11 protein-coding genes and 1 pseudogene are annotated in these 15,265 nt (G+C 70.9%); 5 read left to right on the forward strand and 7 right to left on the reverse strand.

Features of this window, described 5'->3' with window-relative positions; all coding sequences use genetic code 11:
* Positions 1-73 precede the first annotated feature (73 nt).
* Together ACIQ1J_RS27630 and ligD are read left to right on the forward strand one after the other, a co-directional pair.
* Positions 74-313: a hypothetical protein gene (locus tag ACIQ1J_RS27630; RefSeq protein ID WP_403560960.1), complete on the forward strand. Its 240-nt coding sequence runs from the start codon at positions 74-76 to the stop codon at positions 311-313.
* A 37-nt stretch (positions 314-350) separates the two neighbouring features.
* Positions 351-1,376: a non-homologous end-joining DNA ligase gene (ligD, locus tag ACIQ1J_RS27635; RefSeq protein WP_403560962.1), complete on the forward strand. Its 1,026-nt coding sequence runs from the start codon at positions 351-353 to the stop codon at positions 1,374-1,376.
* 1 nt (position 1,377) lies between these two features.
* On the opposite strand, the gene ACIQ1J_RS27640 is transcribed toward ligD, so the two are convergent.
* Both ACIQ1J_RS27640 and ACIQ1J_RS27645 read right to left on the reverse strand, forming a co-directional pair.
* Positions 1,378-3,561: an OmpL47-type beta-barrel domain-containing protein gene (locus ACIQ1J_RS27640; protein ID WP_403560964.1), complete on the reverse strand. Its 2,184-nt coding sequence runs from the start codon at positions 3,559-3,561 to the stop codon at positions 1,378-1,380.
* A gap of 14 nt (positions 3,562-3,575) precedes the next feature.
* Entirely contained in the window at positions 3,576-6,053 is a 2,478-nt protein-coding gene (locus tag ACIQ1J_RS27645; RefSeq protein ID WP_403560966.1) for a ThuA domain-containing protein, read from the reverse strand.
* Between the two features lie 199 nt (positions 6,054-6,252).
* Here ACIQ1J_RS27645 and ACIQ1J_RS27650 point away from each other — a divergent pair, with 199 nt between their 5' ends.
* Together ACIQ1J_RS27650 and ACIQ1J_RS27655 are read left to right on the forward strand one after the other, a co-directional pair.
* Positions 6,253-7,281 (forward strand): multicopper oxidase domain-containing protein, encoded by a 1,029-nt coding sequence (locus tag ACIQ1J_RS27650; RefSeq protein ID WP_403560968.1) that lies wholly within the window; start codon positions 6,253-6,255, stop codon positions 7,279-7,281.
* A 115-nt stretch (positions 7,282-7,396) separates the two neighbouring features.
* Positions 7,397-8,455, forward strand: coding sequence for a LacI family DNA-binding transcriptional regulator (locus ACIQ1J_RS27655; RefSeq protein WP_403560970.1), 1,059 nt, complete (start codon positions 7,397-7,399; stop codon positions 8,453-8,455).
* Positions 8,456-8,561: 106 nt separating this feature from the next.
* Here ACIQ1J_RS27655 and ACIQ1J_RS27660 read toward each other — a convergent pair whose 3' ends face one another.
* Positions 8,562-9,347, reverse strand: coding sequence for a VOC family protein (locus ACIQ1J_RS27660; protein WP_403561057.1), 786 nt, complete (start codon positions 9,345-9,347; stop codon positions 8,562-8,564).
* Between the two features lie 151 nt (positions 9,348-9,498).
* On the opposite strand from ACIQ1J_RS27660, the gene ACIQ1J_RS27665 reads away from it, so the two are divergent.
* On the forward strand, positions 9,499-9,783 hold the full coding sequence (locus ACIQ1J_RS27665) for a WhiB family transcriptional regulator (protein ID WP_403560972.1): 285 nt from the start codon (positions 9,499-9,501) through the stop codon (positions 9,781-9,783).
* A gap of 161 nt (positions 9,784-9,944) precedes the next feature.
* Here ACIQ1J_RS27665 and ACIQ1J_RS27670 read toward each other — a convergent pair whose 3' ends face one another.
* The 4 genes and pseudogenes from ACIQ1J_RS27670 to ACIQ1J_RS27685 all read right to left on the reverse strand — a co-directional run bounded on the left by ACIQ1J_RS27670 (position 9,945) and on the right by ACIQ1J_RS27685 (position 15,256).
* On the reverse strand, positions 9,945-10,919 hold the full coding sequence (locus ACIQ1J_RS27670; RefSeq protein ID WP_403560974.1) for an acyl-ACP desaturase: 975 nt from the start codon (positions 10,917-10,919) through the stop codon (positions 9,945-9,947).
* 158 nt (positions 10,920-11,077) lie between these two features.
* Positions 11,078-11,267: pseudogene (locus ACIQ1J_RS27675) on the reverse strand (N(G),N(G)-dimethylarginine dimethylaminohydrolase); the annotation flags it as partial.
* Between the two features lie 94 nt (positions 11,268-11,361).
* Entirely contained in the window at positions 11,362-13,620 is a 2,259-nt protein-coding gene (locus ACIQ1J_RS27680; protein ID WP_403560976.1) for an ATP-binding cassette domain-containing protein, read from the reverse strand.
* Positions 13,621-13,630: 10 nt separating this feature from the next.
* Positions 13,631-15,256, reverse strand: coding sequence for an ABC-F family ATP-binding cassette domain-containing protein (locus tag ACIQ1J_RS27685; RefSeq protein ID WP_403560978.1), 1,626 nt, complete (start codon positions 15,254-15,256; stop codon positions 13,631-13,633).
* Positions 15,257-15,265 lie beyond the last annotated feature (9 nt).

Raw genomic sequence — 15,265 nt, forward strand, 5'->3', positions numbered from 1 at the left:
GCCGGTGGACCTCGCCTGCTAAAGGTTGCCGAGTGATCAGGGGCTACTACTGCATCTGATGCGCCCCGGGAGGTTGAGCGCCGATGCCTCCGCGTGCAAGCGGCGTGATTCCGGCGGCCCGCAGCTCGAGTCGGTGGCGCCCTGCGAGCGCGTCGGCGTCATCGGCGAGAGGGGCATCCACAAGTCCACCATGCTGCGCCTGGCGGCCGGCCCCGACCGGTCCGTCCGACGCAGGCCGGACGCAGGCCGGATGCGGTATCCAGGCCCCCACGGAGCCGGCTACCTGCCGCAGCAGGGGCAGGCCGTCGCCTGATGTGCGAGGTCCCCCGGGTGCGCCTACCGTGGCTCGCATGGCGGAAGCGGTGGAACTGGAAGCGGGCGGACGGACCGTGCGGCTGTCCAGCCCAGGCAAGGTCTTCTTCCCGGAGCACGGCTACACCAAGCTCGACGTGGCCCGGTACTACCGGGCGGTCGCCCCCGGCATCCTGCGCGCCCTGCGCGACCGGCCGACCACCCTCCAGCGCTACCCGGACGGCGTCACCGGCGAGTGGTTCTACCAGAAGCGCGCGCCCAAGGGCATGCCCGACTGGATCCCCACCGCCCACATCACCTTTCCCAGCGGACGCAGCGCCGACGAGATGTGCCCCACCGAGGAGGCCGCGGTGCTGTGGGCCGCCCAGTACGGCACCCTCACCTTCCACCCCTGGCCGGTGCGCCGCGACGACGTCGACCACCCCGACGAACTGCGCATCGACCTCGACCCGCAGCCCGGCACCGACTACGACGACGCCGCCCGCGCCGCCCATGAACTGCGTGCGGTACTGGAGGAGTTCGGCGGGCTGGAGGGCTGGCCCAAGACCTCCGGTGGACGCGGCATCCACGTCTTCGTGCCGATCGAGCCGCGCTGGACCTTCACCCAGGTCAGACGCGCCGCCATCGCCGTCGGACGCGAGATGGAACGGCGGATGCCCCAGCAGGCGACCATCAAGTGGTGGAAGGAGGAGCGCGGCGAGCGCATCTTCATCGACTACAACCAGACCGCCCGCGACCGCACCATCGCCTCCGCCTACTCCGTACGCCCCCGCCCGCACGCCCCCGTCTCCGCACCGCTGCGCTGGGACGAGGTGGGCGTCGCGCATCCGCAGGACTTCGACATCACGACCATGCCCGCGCGCTTCGCCGAACTGGGCGACGTGCACGCGGGCATGGACGATCAGGCGTACTCCCTCGACGCCCTGCTGGAACTGGCGACGAAGGACGAGCACGACCACGGGCTCGGTGATCTGCCGTACCCGCCCGAGTATCCGAAGATGCCGGGGGAACCCAGCCGGGTACAGCCGAGCCGCGCGAAGAAGCCGCGCGCTCAGGAGAGCTGAGCTACAGCTCCTTGATCCGGACGTCCCGGTACGAGACCACGTCCGTCGTGCCGTGCACCTGGAGTCCGAGGTAGCCGGAGGCGAACCGCCGCCCGTCCGTGCCCGGGTCGTCCGAGCGCGGCGGGGTGAAGTCCTGGCCGCCGATGTTGTCGAACTCGTTGATCAGCACACCGTTGCGGTAGATGGAGTAGTGCTGGTCGACCACGCGGATCTCGTAGTCGTTCCAGGTGCCCTTCTCCGTCACACCGGCCCCGGCGAGGCCCACCCGGTCGAAGCCGTAGACCGACCCCGACTTGTACATGTCGCCGGTCGGACCGTCGAACACCTGCACCTCGTGCCCGTACTTGATGGCGACCCACTCCGGCCGGGACTCCTCGGGATGGTCGTGGACCTGCGGGAAGCGCACGAAGACGCCGCCGTTGGTGTTGGCGGTGCCCGCGGCGTCGTCACGCCACTGGAGCTTCAGCGAGAAGTCCCCGTACTTGCGCTCGGGGAACCACAGCATGCCCATGCCCGGCGTGCTGGTGCTGGAGGTGATCGAGCCGTCGTCGTTCAGTCCGAACGAACCGCCGCCCACCTGCTCCCACTTCGCGAAGGACTCCTGGGTCCCGTCGAGGATCGCGCGGTAGCCCTCGGTCTGGCCGGGCGTGCCGATCTTCGACTGACGGGCGGCCCTGTTGATCGCCCGATACTCCCGGCGGTCGACGACTCCCTCGTCCAGGAGCGCGTCCATGACCTCCCGCACGTGCTTGAGGAACAGCTGCTGGGACGTCCACTCCTTCTCGTCCTCGATCATCTCGTTGATCCGGCACCGGTTGTTCGTGACCCGGTTCGGCACGCCCGTGTCGACCGTGCCGACGATCACCGTGAGGCGTTCGTCGTACTCCGGGCAGGGCGGCGGCGGCACCTGACCCGACACCACCGTGAAGCTCACGGTCAGCGGTTCGGAGGTGTTGCCCGCCTTGTCGCTCGCCCGGTAGGCCACGGTGTGGCGTCCCACCCGGTCGACGACCACCGGCTCGGTGTACGCGAGGTACGGCCCGGCGTCGAGCGAGTACTCCACGCCGGCCACGCCGGAGCCGCCCTCGTCCGTGGCGCTGACGGTCACCTTCGCGCTGCCGACGTACGCGCCGTCGGAGTCCTTGGTGCCCTCCACGGTCGCCCCGGTCACCGGCGGGGCGGTGTCCTGCGGGGGAGCGGCGACGACGGTGAAGGCGACGCTCTTCTCCGCCGCGACGTTGCCCGCCTTGTCGGTGGCCCGGTAGCGCACGGTGTGCTCGCCGGCCTCGTGCACCATCACGGGCGCGGTGTAAGCCTGCCAGGCGCCGTCACCGACCGCGTACTCGATGGTGTTGACCCCGGAGCCGGTGTCGGAGGCGGTGACCGTCACCGTCGCCATGTCGATGTACGCGCCGTCGGGATTCTTCTCACCGCTGACCGTCGCCGAGGTCTCCGGCGCGGTCGTGTCGTCGCTGTCGGGGGCGACCACGGTGAACGTGACGCTCTTCTCGGCGGCGGTGTTGCCCGCCTTGTCGAACGCCCGGTAGCGCACCGTGTGGTCGCCGACCTGGTCGACGACGACCGGTGTGGTGTACGGCTGCCAGGCGCCGTCGGCACCGATCGCGTACTCGATCCGGTCGACGCCGGAGCCGCCCTCGTCGGTCGCGCCGAGCGTCACGCTCGCGGAGCCGACGTAGGCGCCGTCCGCGTTCTGCGTGCCGCCGACGTCCGCCGACGTCGCGGGCGCGGTGGTGTCCTCGCCACCGCCGCCCTCGGTCACCACGAGCACGCCCTTCATCTCCCCGTGGCCGGGAATCGTGCAGTGGTACATGTAGCGGCCGGGGGTGAGGGTGACCTCGGCGGTGTGCTTGCCGCCCTGGTCGTCGCCCGGGTTGGCCAGGATGTTCAGCTGGACGTCCTGGTTGTACTCGGGGTCGCTGGTCATGAACGTCAGCGTGTGCGGCATACCGGTGGTGTTGCCGGTCGCCTCACTGTTCTCGAAGACGATCGTGGCCGGACCGGCCACCGCCGTCTCGGGCGCGGACGTGTACTTGGTGATGTCGTTGCCGGCGGTCCAGGTGAGAACCTGGTCGGCGGCCTCGGTCTCCGCCGCCGGCTGCCCGGACGCGGACGTCGCCTGCAGACCGAGCATCATCAGCAGGCCGGCCAACAAGGCGGCCCACATTCTTCGTCGGCGTATCACTCGGACCCCCTCGCCAGCTGTCCGGCGGCCGGCGTCGGCCCACCGCCCTCGTAGGTGACCCGCCACAGGGCCGACTTGGAGTCCGAGGTGAAGAAGCCGCGGCCGTAGTCGAGGACGTACAGCGCGCCGTCGGGACCGAACTTCCAGCCCATCAGGTTCTTGATGCCGTCGTTGCCGACCGGCACGATCTTCTTCAGGGACTCCGAGTGCACCGGCAGACCGCCGTCGCCCAGCGTCTTCGGGTCCATCAGCACCGCGTTGCGCGGCTGGTCCGAGTCGTAGAAGTCACCGACGAACCACTTGCCGTCCCAGTACGCGGGCCACTTGGTCTCACTGGTGCTGTCGGCGTCGAAGCGGTAAACCGGGCCATTCATCGCGGCCTGGCCGCCGCCCTTGAGCCAGGGCAGCTGGTAGGTGGCCTCCTCCTGCTTGTACGACGGGATCCCGTTCTCGTCGCGCGGGAAGTCGGGTCCGCCGCCCTGCGGCGAGTACCAGATGTTGTTGCCGGTCACCGGCGGCAGGTTGACCAGGCCGTCGTTGTTCGGCGACTCGTTCTTCGGGGCGTCGCAGTCGTACCAGCCCAGCGGCTTCGACGGGTCCGGCAGGTTCCGGTCCCGGTACGGCTGCTTGTTGCCCATGCAGTACGGCCATCCCCGGTTGCCCGCCTCGGTGATCGCGGCGAACGTGTCGTACTTCGCCGGGCCCCACGTCGGCGACGGAGAGCCGGCGTCCGGACCGACCCAGCCGGCGTAGAGCGTGTCGGTCTCCTTGTCGACGGAGATGCGTGCCGGGTTGCGTACACCCATCACGTAGATCTCACCGCGCGTCTTGCCGCCGCCCTCGGCGGTCTCCTCGCCGGTGAAGAGGTTGCCCTCGGGGAGCGTGTACGTCCCGTCCGGCTCCGGGTGGATGCGCAGGATCTTGCCGTTGAGGTTGTTGGTGTTGCCGGCGGTGCGGCGCGCGTCGGCGAAGGACACGCCCTTGAAGTTGGGCTCCGGGTTGTTGCCCGAGTAACCGCCGCTGAACCCACTGGAGTTGTTGTCACCCGTCGCGATGTACAGGTTGCCCTTGGAGTCCCAGGCCATCCCGCCGCCCGCGTGGCAGCAGCTGTGGACCTGCACCGGCCACTTGAGCAGCACCTTCTCGCTGCCCAGGTCCAGCTTGTTGGTCGCCTGGTCGAGCGTGAAGCGGGAGACCCGCCGCTCGGCCATGTGCGTCTCGCGGTTGATCCCGGAGTGCGGCGTGTAGTGCAGGTACACCCAGCCGTTCGCCGCGAAGTCCGGGTCCAGCTCGATGCCGAGCAACCCCTCCTCGACCTTGATCAGCTCGTCGCCGCCGCCCTTGTTGCCGAAGACGGTCAGTTCACCGGCGAGCGTGACCTTTTCGGTCTTCGGGTCCCAGACGTGGATCTCGCCCTTGCCCTTGCCGATGTCCGGGTCGTTCCAGTCGGTGACCACGGGCCGGGAGGAGTCCGCGCCGCCCCGGCCGATGTAGAGCACGCGGCCGTCGGGTGCGGTGACCAGGCCGTGCGGCTCGCCGATCTGGTCGTTCTGGCCGGACTGGTTGGGCTCGGTGAGCCGCTCGGCCTTGTAGTTGCCGTCGATGGTCGCCTTGCAGTCGGCCCGCGCCAGGCGTGTCGTCCACATGAGGGCGCCGCGCAGATGGGCGCGGAAGTCGGTCTCGTCGTACGACGACACCGTGCCGCCCATGCCGGTGTAGAAGGACCGGCCGCCGTCGTAGTCCCGGCACCAGCTGACCGGGTGGTCCCAGCCGTTGGCGCTCGCTCCGGGCTGGTACGTCGACTCGCGCACCCGGGCCACGGTGTGCACGTCGCCGGACGGGTTCTCCACCCAGTTCATCCACTGGTCGGGCCGCTTCCACTGCACCGGCAGGCCCTTGGCGGCCGGATGGCGCCGGTCGCCGACCTCGACGGTGGCCCGCTGGACCTTGGTCGGGCTGGAGGCGGCCGGGCGGGCACCGACCAGACCGGTGAACCAGTCCGAGTACGGCTCCGCGCGGGCGGCGTCGTGGATGCCGACGAACCCGCCGCCGGCCTCCATGTACGCCTCCAGACCCGCCTCCTGCGCCGGATCGAGGACGTCACCGCCGCCGGTGAGGAACACGACCGCGTTGAAGCGGCCGAGCCTCTTCTCATTGGTGAACACCGAGGCGTTGTCCGTGGCCTCGACCTGGAAACGCTCCTCGGCCGGACCGGTCAGCCCGATCCGCTCGATGGCCGCGATCCCGGCGTTCACGACCGGGGATTCGTCCCCGGCCGCGGCGGAACCGTAGAAGATCAGCACACGTACGTTGGCGCCGCCGGGTGGCGACTTGATCGACATCGTTGTCAGGGGCGGGTCCGGCGCCGGTCGCGCACTGGCGGTGGGGCCCGCCAGCAGACCCGCGGCGACGAAACCGGCGGTCGCGAACGCCGTCCAGCCTCTTCTTCTCGCGCTCAACCCTCTTAAGGGCATGGGCACCTCCTCGGTCACGGCAGCAGCGCCAAGGAAGTTAGACCTCTTTGCATGGTTCGCCAATAGGTATGACCGGGATCGAACGAACTTTGTCCTGAGTGTGGATAAACGTGGCCGCAGCCGGTACCGTCCCACAGGTTCATCACGGCCAATCACGGCTACGTCTCCGCAAATTCCGTATCAGCGTGGGGAGTTCGGCATGGACAGGCGAGGCTTCAATCGACGGGTACTGCTGGGCGGCGCGGCCGTCGCGACATCGTTGTCCATCGCTCCGGAGACCGCAGGAGCGGCCGGCGCGGCCCAGGGGGTCACCGCGAAGACGGCACCGGCCGGGGGCGAGGTGAGACACATCAAGATGTACGCCGAGAAGCTGCCCGACGGTCAGATGGGCTACGGCTTCGAGAAGGGCAAGGCGTCCATCCCCGGTCCGCTGATCGAACTGAACGAGGGCGACACGCTGCACATCGAGTTCACGAACACGATGGACGTACGGGCGAGTCTGCACGTTCACGGCCTGGACTACGAGATCTCCAGCGACGGCACGGCGATGAACAAGAGCGACGTCGAGCCCGGCGGCACCCGCACCTACACGTGGCGCACCCACAAGCCCGGCCGCCGCGCCGACGGCACCTGGCGGGCGGGCAGTGCGGGCTACTGGCACTACCACGACCACGTCGTCGGCACGGAGCACGGCACCGGCGGCATCCGCAAGGGCCTGTACGGCCCGGTGATCGTGCGCCGCAAGGGCGACGTACTGCCGGACGCCACGCACACGATCGTCTTCAACGACATGCTCATCAACAACCGGAAGCCCCACACCGGCCCCGACTTCGAGGCCACCGTGGGGGATCGCGTCGAGATCGTCATGATCACGCACGGCGAGTACTACCACACCTTCCACATGCACGGTCACCGCTGGGCGGACAACCGCACCGGCATGCTCACCGGGCCCGACGACCCGAGCCAGGTCATCGACAACAAGATCACCGGTCCGGCGGACTCCTTCGGCTTCCAGATCATCGCGGGGGAGGGGGTGGGTGCCGGGGCATGGATGTACCACTGCCATGTGCAGAGCCACTCCGACATGGGGATGGTGGGCCTGTTCCTGGTGAAGAAGGCGGACGGCACGATTCCCGGCTACGACCCGCACGAGCACGCGCACGGGCAGGGGGCCGCGTCCGGGGAGGAGGCCGCCACGGGGGAGGAGGCCGCCACGCACCAGCACTGAGGTGACGGCGTCCTCCGCGCAATTGGATCCGGGGCGCCGAGAGCGCTCTCTCCCGCGCTCTCCTGCCCGACGGCCTGCCGCTATCCTGAGCCGCAGTCGCCGAGGAGGAGTGCCCGTGACCGAGACCGCGCCGCGTCCCACGCTGGAGGCCGTGGCCGAGCGCGCCGGGGTCTCGCGGGCCACCGTGTCCCGGGTGGTGAACGGGGCGCACGGGGTGCGGGACGCACTGGCCGAGCGGGTCCGGCGTGCGGTGGAGGAACTCGGCTACGTGCCCAACCAGGCCGCCCGCAGCCTGGTGACGCGACGCCACGACGCGGTCGCCGTCGTCGCCGCCGAACCGGAGACCCGGATCTTCGCCGACCCCTACTTCGCCCAGCAACTCCGCGGCATCAGCAAGGAACTGACGGCCCACGACAACCAGCTCGTGCTGCTGCTCACGGAGGGCCGCGAGGACCATGCCCGCGTCGGCCGCTACCTGGCCGGCGGCCACGTCGACGGTGCGCTCGTCTTCTCCCTGCACCTCGACGACCCGCTGCCCGGCCTCGTCCGCAGCGCCGGCGTGCCGACCGTGTTCGGCGGACGCCCCGGCTGGGACGACGGGCGGGACGACGTGGTCTACGTGGACAGTGACAACCGCGGCGGTGCCCGGGACGCCGTCCGCCACCTGGCGGGTCTCGGCCGCACCCGCATCGCGCACATCACCGGCCCGCTCGACCAGACGTCCGCGGCCGACCGGCTCGCCGGCTTCCGTGACGTCCGGGCCGACGCCGCCCCCGGGCTGATCGCGCGCGGGGACTTCACTCCGGGCGGCGGCGAGCGGGCGATGCGGGAACTGCTCGACCGGTGTCCGGACCTGGACGCCGTGTTCGCGGCCAACGACCTCACCGCGGCGGGCGCCCTGCGGGTACTGCGCGAGTGCGGGCGGCGGGTGCCGGAGGACGTTGCGGTGGTCGGCTTCGACGACATGCTGCCCGTCGCCGAGCAGACCGACCCGCCGCTGACGACGGTCCGCCAGGACATCGAGGAGATGGGCCGGCTGATGGCCCGCCTGCTGCTGCGCGGCCTGGACCGCGGTGCCGGGGCGGGGAACTCCGCGGCGGACGCGACGACCGAGCCGGACACGCGGTCCGGCGTCGTCCTGCCGACGACCCTGGTCCGACGCGCCACCACCTGAGACGGAGCGGGGAGAGCACGGCCGGGCGGGACACACCGGGCCGGTCCGCGTCCCGATCCGCCGGGCGGACGCGTCCAAGGCCCTGCCCCGATCGGCCGGACAGCTCCTACGCCTCCGGCGGCATCGGCCTGAGTACCGCGAACCGGGCGCCGTACGGGTCGGCCAGACGGGCGAGGCGTCCGACGCCCTCGATGTCCGTCGCGGGCATCCGCACCGTGCCGCCGAGCTCCAGGGTCCGGGCGACCGCGGCGTCCGTGTCGTCGACCGCGAGGTACGGCAGCCAGTGGCCGTCCGTCTCCAGAGGGTCGTCGGCGAGCGGAACGAAGCCGCCGAACATGCTCTCGTCGCCCTCGCCCGCCGGATTGACGCAGGTGTAGGTGCCTCCGGGCAAGGCGACGGCCGAGGTCTCCAGTCCCAGCACCGCCCGGTAGTACGCGGCGGCGGCCGCGATGTCCGCCGTGTACAGCTCGACCCAGCACAGCGCACCGGTCTCGCCGGCCACGGTCAGGCCGCCCAGCCGCTCCGGCTGCCAGACGCCGAACGGCACCCCGGCCCGGTCGGCGAGGATCGCCATGGTGCCCTGGTCCAGCACGTCCATGGGCCGCATGAGCACACCTCCCCGGGCCTGTTCGGAGGCCTTGGCGGCGGCTTCCGCGTCCGGGGTCTGGAAGTAGACCGTCCAGGACGGCGGGCCCTGCTCCGGCGTCGTCTGCATACCGCCGGCCACGATCCGGCCGTCCAGCTCGAAGAAGCCGTAGCCACCGGCCTCGGGCCCCGCCGACCGGAAGCGCCAGCCGAAGAGGCCACCGTAGAAGGAAGTGGCGCCGTCGATGTCGGATGCGCCGACGTCGATCCAGTTCGGAGCGCCGGTGACGAAACGGGTGGTGAGCATCATCGCCCTCCTCGGAAGGGTCCCGTTGCCTGCACTGCCGAGTCTTCCACCCGCCACTGACAATCGCTCCCGCGCGCCGCCGTGCGTCCCCGCGCGGAGCGGAGGACCATCGGGTCGGCCGCGGGCCCGTCGGCGCGGCGTTGATCCCGCGTTGATCGAACGTTTTTCGCCGTCCGGCACGCTGCTGTCCATGCACACCGAGATGATCACGACGCCCGACCTCGCCTGGCAGGAGGAGGCGTTGTGCGCACAGACCGGGGCGGACTTCTTCTTCCCCGAGCCCGGCAGTTCCGTACGGGACGCCAAGCGAATCTGCGCCCTGTGCCCGATCCGCTCGGCCTGCCTGGAGTACGCGCTGATCAACGACGAGCGCTTCGGCGTCTGGGGCGGGCTGTCGGAGAAGGAACGGCTGGCACTGCGGCGCACCGCGCACTGACCCCGGCCCGCGAACCGCCCGCCACCAGCTGCTACCGGCAGTGCGCCCTGCGCCGCCACTCGGCCTTACCGGCGGCCACCCGGCCCTACCGGCCGCGCCCCGCCCGGTGGGCGACGTGCCGGACGCGGCCCCCGACCGGTCGGCGTCGGACGGGTAGCGGGTCAGCCCGCCGCCCGCGCCGCCATCCGCGCCTTGCGCGCCGCCAGCTTCTCGTCGAACTTGGACGCCTCGGCGTCCAGCCCGCCCATGTACAGCCCCAGCTCCTCCTGGGCCGCCTGACCCTCGGGGCCGAGGCCGTCGATCTCCATGATCTTCAGGAAGCGCAGCACGGGCTGGATCACGTCGTCGTGGTGGATGCGCAGGTTGTAGACCTCGCCGATCGCCATCTGCGCGGCGGCCCGCTCGAAGCCGGGCATGCCGTGACCGGGCATCCGGAAGTTCACGACCACGTCCCGCACCGCCTGCATCGTCAGGTCGGGCGCCAGCTCGAAGGCTGCCTTGAGCAGGTTGCGGTAGAAGACCATGTGCAGGTTCTCGTCGGTCGCGATGCGGGCCAGCATGCGGTCGCAGACCGGGTCGCCGGACTGGTGGCCCGTGTTGCGGTGCGAGATGCGGGTGGCCAGCTCCTGGAAGGCGACGTAGGCCACCGAGTGCAGCATCGAGTGCCGGTTGTCCGACTCGAAGCCCTCACTCATGTGGGCCATGCGGAACTGCTCCAGCTGGTCCGGGTCGACCGCGCGCGAGGCGAGCAGGTAGTCGCGCATCACGATGCCGTGCCGGCCCTCCTCCGCGGTCCAGCGGTGCACCCAGGTGCCCCAGGCGCCGTCGCGCCCGAAGAGGCTCGCGATCTCGTGGTGGTAGCTCGGGAGGTTGTCCTCCGTCAGGAGGTTCACCACCAGGGCGATCCGGCCGATCTCGGTGACCTTGGACTGGCCCTTCTCCCAGGCCTCGCCGTCCTCGAAGAGCCCGGGGAAGTTGCGGCCGTCGCTCCAGGGCACGTACTCGTGCGGCATCCAGTCCTTGGTGACCTTCAGGTGCCGGTCGAGTTCGGTCTCGACCACTTCCTCCAGCGCGTACAGCAGCCGGGCGTCGGTCCATTCGGCGGAACTGCCGAGGTGCGGGGAGACGATCGTCACAGAAACTCCAGGGGACGTACGACAGAGCGAAAAGCGCCCGGCGAGCGGTGCCGGGGAACCTACGGGATCGTAGGCTACGAAACCGTAGGTTACGAGACCGTAGGTTAAACGCACTGTAAAGGCCCCTGATCAGCCGTCGTCCACCGGGGTGGCGAAGGGACGGAGTCGGGGCAGTCGTCGGCCGGGCCCACCTCCAGCGTCTCCCAGCCGTGCGCGCAGGGCCTCGGTACACGCGTCCCTCTGTTCGACCGCGAGGCCGTGGTCGACCTTCGCCCGCTCGACGTGGGGCACCAGTCCTTCCGCCAGTCTCGGGCCGGGGCGGCGGACGAGGGCCTTCTTGCAGGGCACGAGGGGCCTCCGTAACGGCGCCGGCGGTCCGGCACCCGTGGCGCGGCGCCGACTCCCCATCATGCAGTGGCGACGCGCGCGGACGGAACCCCCGTCAGCCCCTCGTGGCCCTCCTGAGATGCTCCGCCGTGCTGGAGCCGCGGGCCGTGAGCAGGTCGCGCGGGGTGCCTTCGAAGATCACCCGGCCGCCGTCCCGGCCCCCGTCCGGACCGAGGTCGATCACCCAGTCGGCGTGCGCCACCACGTCCAGGTCGTGCTCGACGACCACGACCGAGTTGCCGGTGCCGACCAGCCGGTCCAGCAGGGCGAGCAGTCCCTCGACGTCCGACATGTGCAGTCCGGTGGTCGGTTCGTCCAGGACGTACACCGCGCCGGTGCGGTGCAGCCGGGTGGCCAGCTTGATGCGCTGCCGCTCGCCGCCGGAGAGCGTGGACAGCGGCTGCCCGAGCGTGAGGTAGGTGAGGCCGACGTCGCGCAGGGAGCGCAGCCGCCGCCGTACGCCCGTGTCGGCGAAGAAGTCCAGCGCCTGGTCGGCGGTCATCGCCAGCACGTCGGCGATGGAGTTGCCGGCGACCGTCAGCCGCAGCACCTCGTCGCGAAAGCGCCGGCCGTCGCAGTCGACGCAGGTCGTCGTCACGGGGTCCATGAACGCGAGGTCGGTGCAGATGATCCCGCGCCCCTCGCAGGTGCCGCACGCGCCCGCCGAGTTGAAGCTGAAGAACCCGGCCTCCGCGCCCGTCTCCCGTGCGAAGAGCTTCCGTACCGTGTCCATGATCCCGAGGTACGTCGCCGGGGTCGACCGCGACGAGACGCCGATCGCGGACTGGTCGACGACCACCGCGTCCGGGTGTGCGGCGATCAGCTCCGCGACCAGCGTGCTCTTGCCGGACCCGGCGACCCCCGTGACCGCGGTCAGTACCCCGGTCGGGAAGGCCACCGTCACGTCCCGCAGGTTGTGGCGGCCGGCGCCCTTAACCCACAGCTCCCCGGTCGCCGTCCGCGGCTCCTCCTTCACCGCCGTACGGCGTCCGAGGAACCGCCCGGTGAGCGTGTCCGCCCCGGCCAGCTCGTCCGGCGCCCCCTCGAACACCACCCGGCCGCCGCCCGCGCCGGCTCCCGGCCCCATGTCGACGACGTGGTCCGCCAACGCGATGACGTCCGGGTCGTGCTCGACGACCAGCACGGTGTTGCCCTTGTCGCGCAGTCGCAGCAGCAGGTCGCCGAGGCGTCCGACGTCGCGCGGGTGCAGCCCGACGCTGGGCTCGTCGAAGATGTACGTCATCCCGGTCAGGCTGGAGCCGAGATGCCGCACGGTCTTCAGCCGCTGCCCCTCGCCGCCGGACAGGGTGGCGGTCTCCCGGTCGAGGCTGAGATAGCCGAGGCCGATCGCCTCGACGCGCTCCAGCGCGGTGACCGCGGCACCGGCGATCGGCCGGGCCACCGGATCGTCGATCCGCCTCAGTACGGCGATCAGGTCGGTGACCTGCATGGCCGAGCAGTCGGCGATGGAGTGCCCGTCGATCCTGGCCGCCAGCGCCGCCGCGTTCAGCCGGGCGCCGCCGCACTCGGGGCAGTCGGCCTCGACCAGGAACCGCCGCACCAGTTCCCGGGTCTTCTCGCTCATCGCCGACAGGTCCCGTTTGAGATACAGCCGCTCGAAGCGGTCGGCGAGGCCCTCGTACTCGGTGGTCCAGGTGCCGCCCGTGCCGTTGACGGTGACCTTGCTGCCGGGCCGCCCGCGCATCAGGAACGTGCGCTCGGCGTCCGTGAAGTCGCCGACGGGCTTGTCCGGGTCCAGCTCGTCCGTGTTGGTGTACGCCTGCCCCTGCCAGGTCCCCGCCGCGAACGGCGGGAAGCGGACCGCCCCGCCGGCCAGCGACCTGGCGGGGTCGAGGATGCGGTCCCAGCCGGGCTGCACCTTGCGGCCCAGGCCGTCGCAGCCGGGACACATGCCCGACGGGTCGTTGAACGAGTACGCCGTCGCCGCCCCGGCGCTGGGCGCGCCGTGCCGGGAGAACAGCACCCGCAGCACCGAGTGGATGTCGGTCATCGTGCCGACCGTGGACCGCGAGTGGCCGCCTACCGGACGCTGGTCGACGACGATCGCGGGGGAGAGGTCCTCCAGGGCGTCCGCGTGCGGCCGTTCGTACTTGGGCAGCCGGTTGCGTACGAACCAGGTGAACGTCTCGTTCAGCTGGCGCTGCGACTCGACCGCGATCGTGTCGAACACGACCGACGACTTCCCCGACCCCGAAACGCCGGTGAACACGGTCAGCCGGCCCTTCGGGATGCGAAGCGTGACGTCCTGGAGGTTGTTCTCCCTGGCTCCGGTGATGCTGATGAACTCGCTCATGCCGGGAACGCTAGGCGGGATACCCGACAGCTTCTGGCGTGTTTTCCCTCAGCTCTCCCTCCTCCATCAGCAGCCAGCGGGTGATGCCGATCGACTCCAGGAACGGCAGGTCGTGACTGGCCACCACCAGCGCCCCCTCGTACGACTCCAGGGCACCGGTGAGCTGCCGCACGCTCGCGATGTCCAGGTTGTTCGTCGGCTCGTCCAGCATCAGCAGCTGGGGCGCGGGATCGGCCAGCATCAGCGCGGCCAGCGCCGCCCGGAAGCGTTCGCCGCCGGACAGGGTCGCCGCCTGCTGGTCGGCCCGGGCGCCCCGGAACAGGAAGCGCGCCAGCCGCGCCCGGATCCGGTTGTTGGTGGCGCCCGGCGCGAACCGGGCCACGTTCTCGGCGACGCTCAGCTCGCCGTCGAGGACGTCCAGGCGCTGCGGCAGGAACCGCAGCGGGACGTGCGCCGTCGCCTCCCCCGCCACCGGCTCCAGCTCCCCGGCGATCGTGCGCAGCAGCGTGGTCTTGCCCGCGCCGTTGCGCCCGATCAACGCGATCCGCTCGGGGCCGTGCAGATCGAAACCGCCCTCCACGCGTGCCCCGTAGGCCAGTTCCAGGTCCCGCAGCGTCAGCACCGAGCGCCCCGGCGGTACGGCCGTGTACGGCAGGTCGACGCGGATCTCGTCGTCGTCCCGCACGGCCTCCACGGCGTCGTCGAGCCGCTCCCTGGCCTCGGCGAGCTTCTCCTCGTGCATGATGCGGTGCTTGCCCGCGGACTCCTGCGCCGCGCGCTTGCGGGCCCCCATGACGATCTTCGGCTCACGCTTCTGCTCGTACATCTTCTGGCCGTACCGCTTGCGACGGGCCAGCTTGACCTGGGCGTCGGCCAGTTCGCGCTTCTGCTTGCGCAGATCGGACTCGGCGACGCGCACCATCCGCTCGGCCGCCTCCTGCTCCACGGCCAGGACCTGCTCGTACGCCGAGAAGTTCCCGCCGTACCAGGTGATCTCACCGGAGCGCAGGTCGGCGATCTGGTCGACGAGGTCCAGCAGCTCGCGGTCGTGGCTGACCACGACCATGACCCCCGGCCAGGAGGCGATGGCCGCATACAGCCGCCTGCGTGCGTACAGGTCGAGGTTGTTGGTGGGCTCGTCGAGGAGCAGGACGTCGGGCCGGCGCAGCAGCAGCGCGGCCAGCCGCAGCAGCACCGACTCGCCGCCCGAGACCTCGCCGACGGTGCGGTCGAGCCAGATGTGACCGAGGCCGAGTTCGCCGAGCGTGGCGAGGGCGCGCTCCTCGACGTCCCAGTCGTCGCCGAGGGTCTCGAAGTGCTCCTCGGCCACGTCGCCCGCCTCGATGGCCTGCAGCGCGGCCCGCCGGGCGGCGATGCCGAGCGCCTCGTCGACCCGCAGGGCGGTGTCGAGCGTGACGTTCTGCGGCAGGTACCCGACCTCGCCGGCCACGCGGACCGTGCCGTCGGCCGGGGGGAGCTGCCCGGCGATCAGTTTCAACAGGGTGGACTTGCCCGACCCGTTGACACCGACGAGCCCGGTCCTGCCGGGTCCGAAGGCGGTGTCGAGACCCTCGAAGACGGGCGTGCCGTCGGGCCAGGCGAACGCGAGGGACGTACAAGTGATGGAAGTAGACATGCAGGGTCT

The organism is Streptomyces sp. NPDC097107, from assembly GCF_044762405.1.
GTDB lineage: Bacteria > Actinomycetota > Actinomycetes > Streptomycetales > Streptomycetaceae > Streptomyces > Streptomyces thinghirensis.

Excerpts from the sequence above, each read along its gene's own strand:
- ACIQ1J_RS27660 (WP_403561057.1), bottom strand. The coding sequence starts at position 9,347 with ATGCTCACCACCCGTTTCGTCACCGGCGCTCCGAACTGGATCGACGTC.
- ligD (WP_403560962.1), top strand. The coding sequence starts at position 351 with ATGGCGGAAGCGGTGGAACTGGAAGCGGGCGGACGGACCGTGCGGCTG.
- ACIQ1J_RS27680 (WP_403560976.1), bottom strand. The coding sequence starts at position 13,620 with ATGAGCGAGTTCATCAGCATCACCGGAGCCAGGGAGAACAACCTCCAG.
- ACIQ1J_RS27650 (WP_403560968.1), top strand. The coding sequence starts at position 6,253 with ATGGACAGGCGAGGCTTCAATCGACGGGTACTGCTGGGCGGCGCGGCC.
- ACIQ1J_RS27640 (WP_403560964.1), bottom strand. The coding sequence starts at position 3,561 with ATGTGGGCCGCCTTGTTGGCCGGCCTGCTGATGATGCTCGGTCTGCAG.
- ACIQ1J_RS27685 (WP_403560978.1), bottom strand. The coding sequence starts at position 15,256 with ATGTCTACTTCCATCACTTGTACGTCCCTCGCGTTCGCCTGGCCCGAC.
- ACIQ1J_RS27645 (WP_403560966.1), bottom strand. The coding sequence starts at position 6,053 with ATGCCCTTAAGAGGGTTGAGCGCGAGAAGAAGAGGCTGGACGGCGTTC.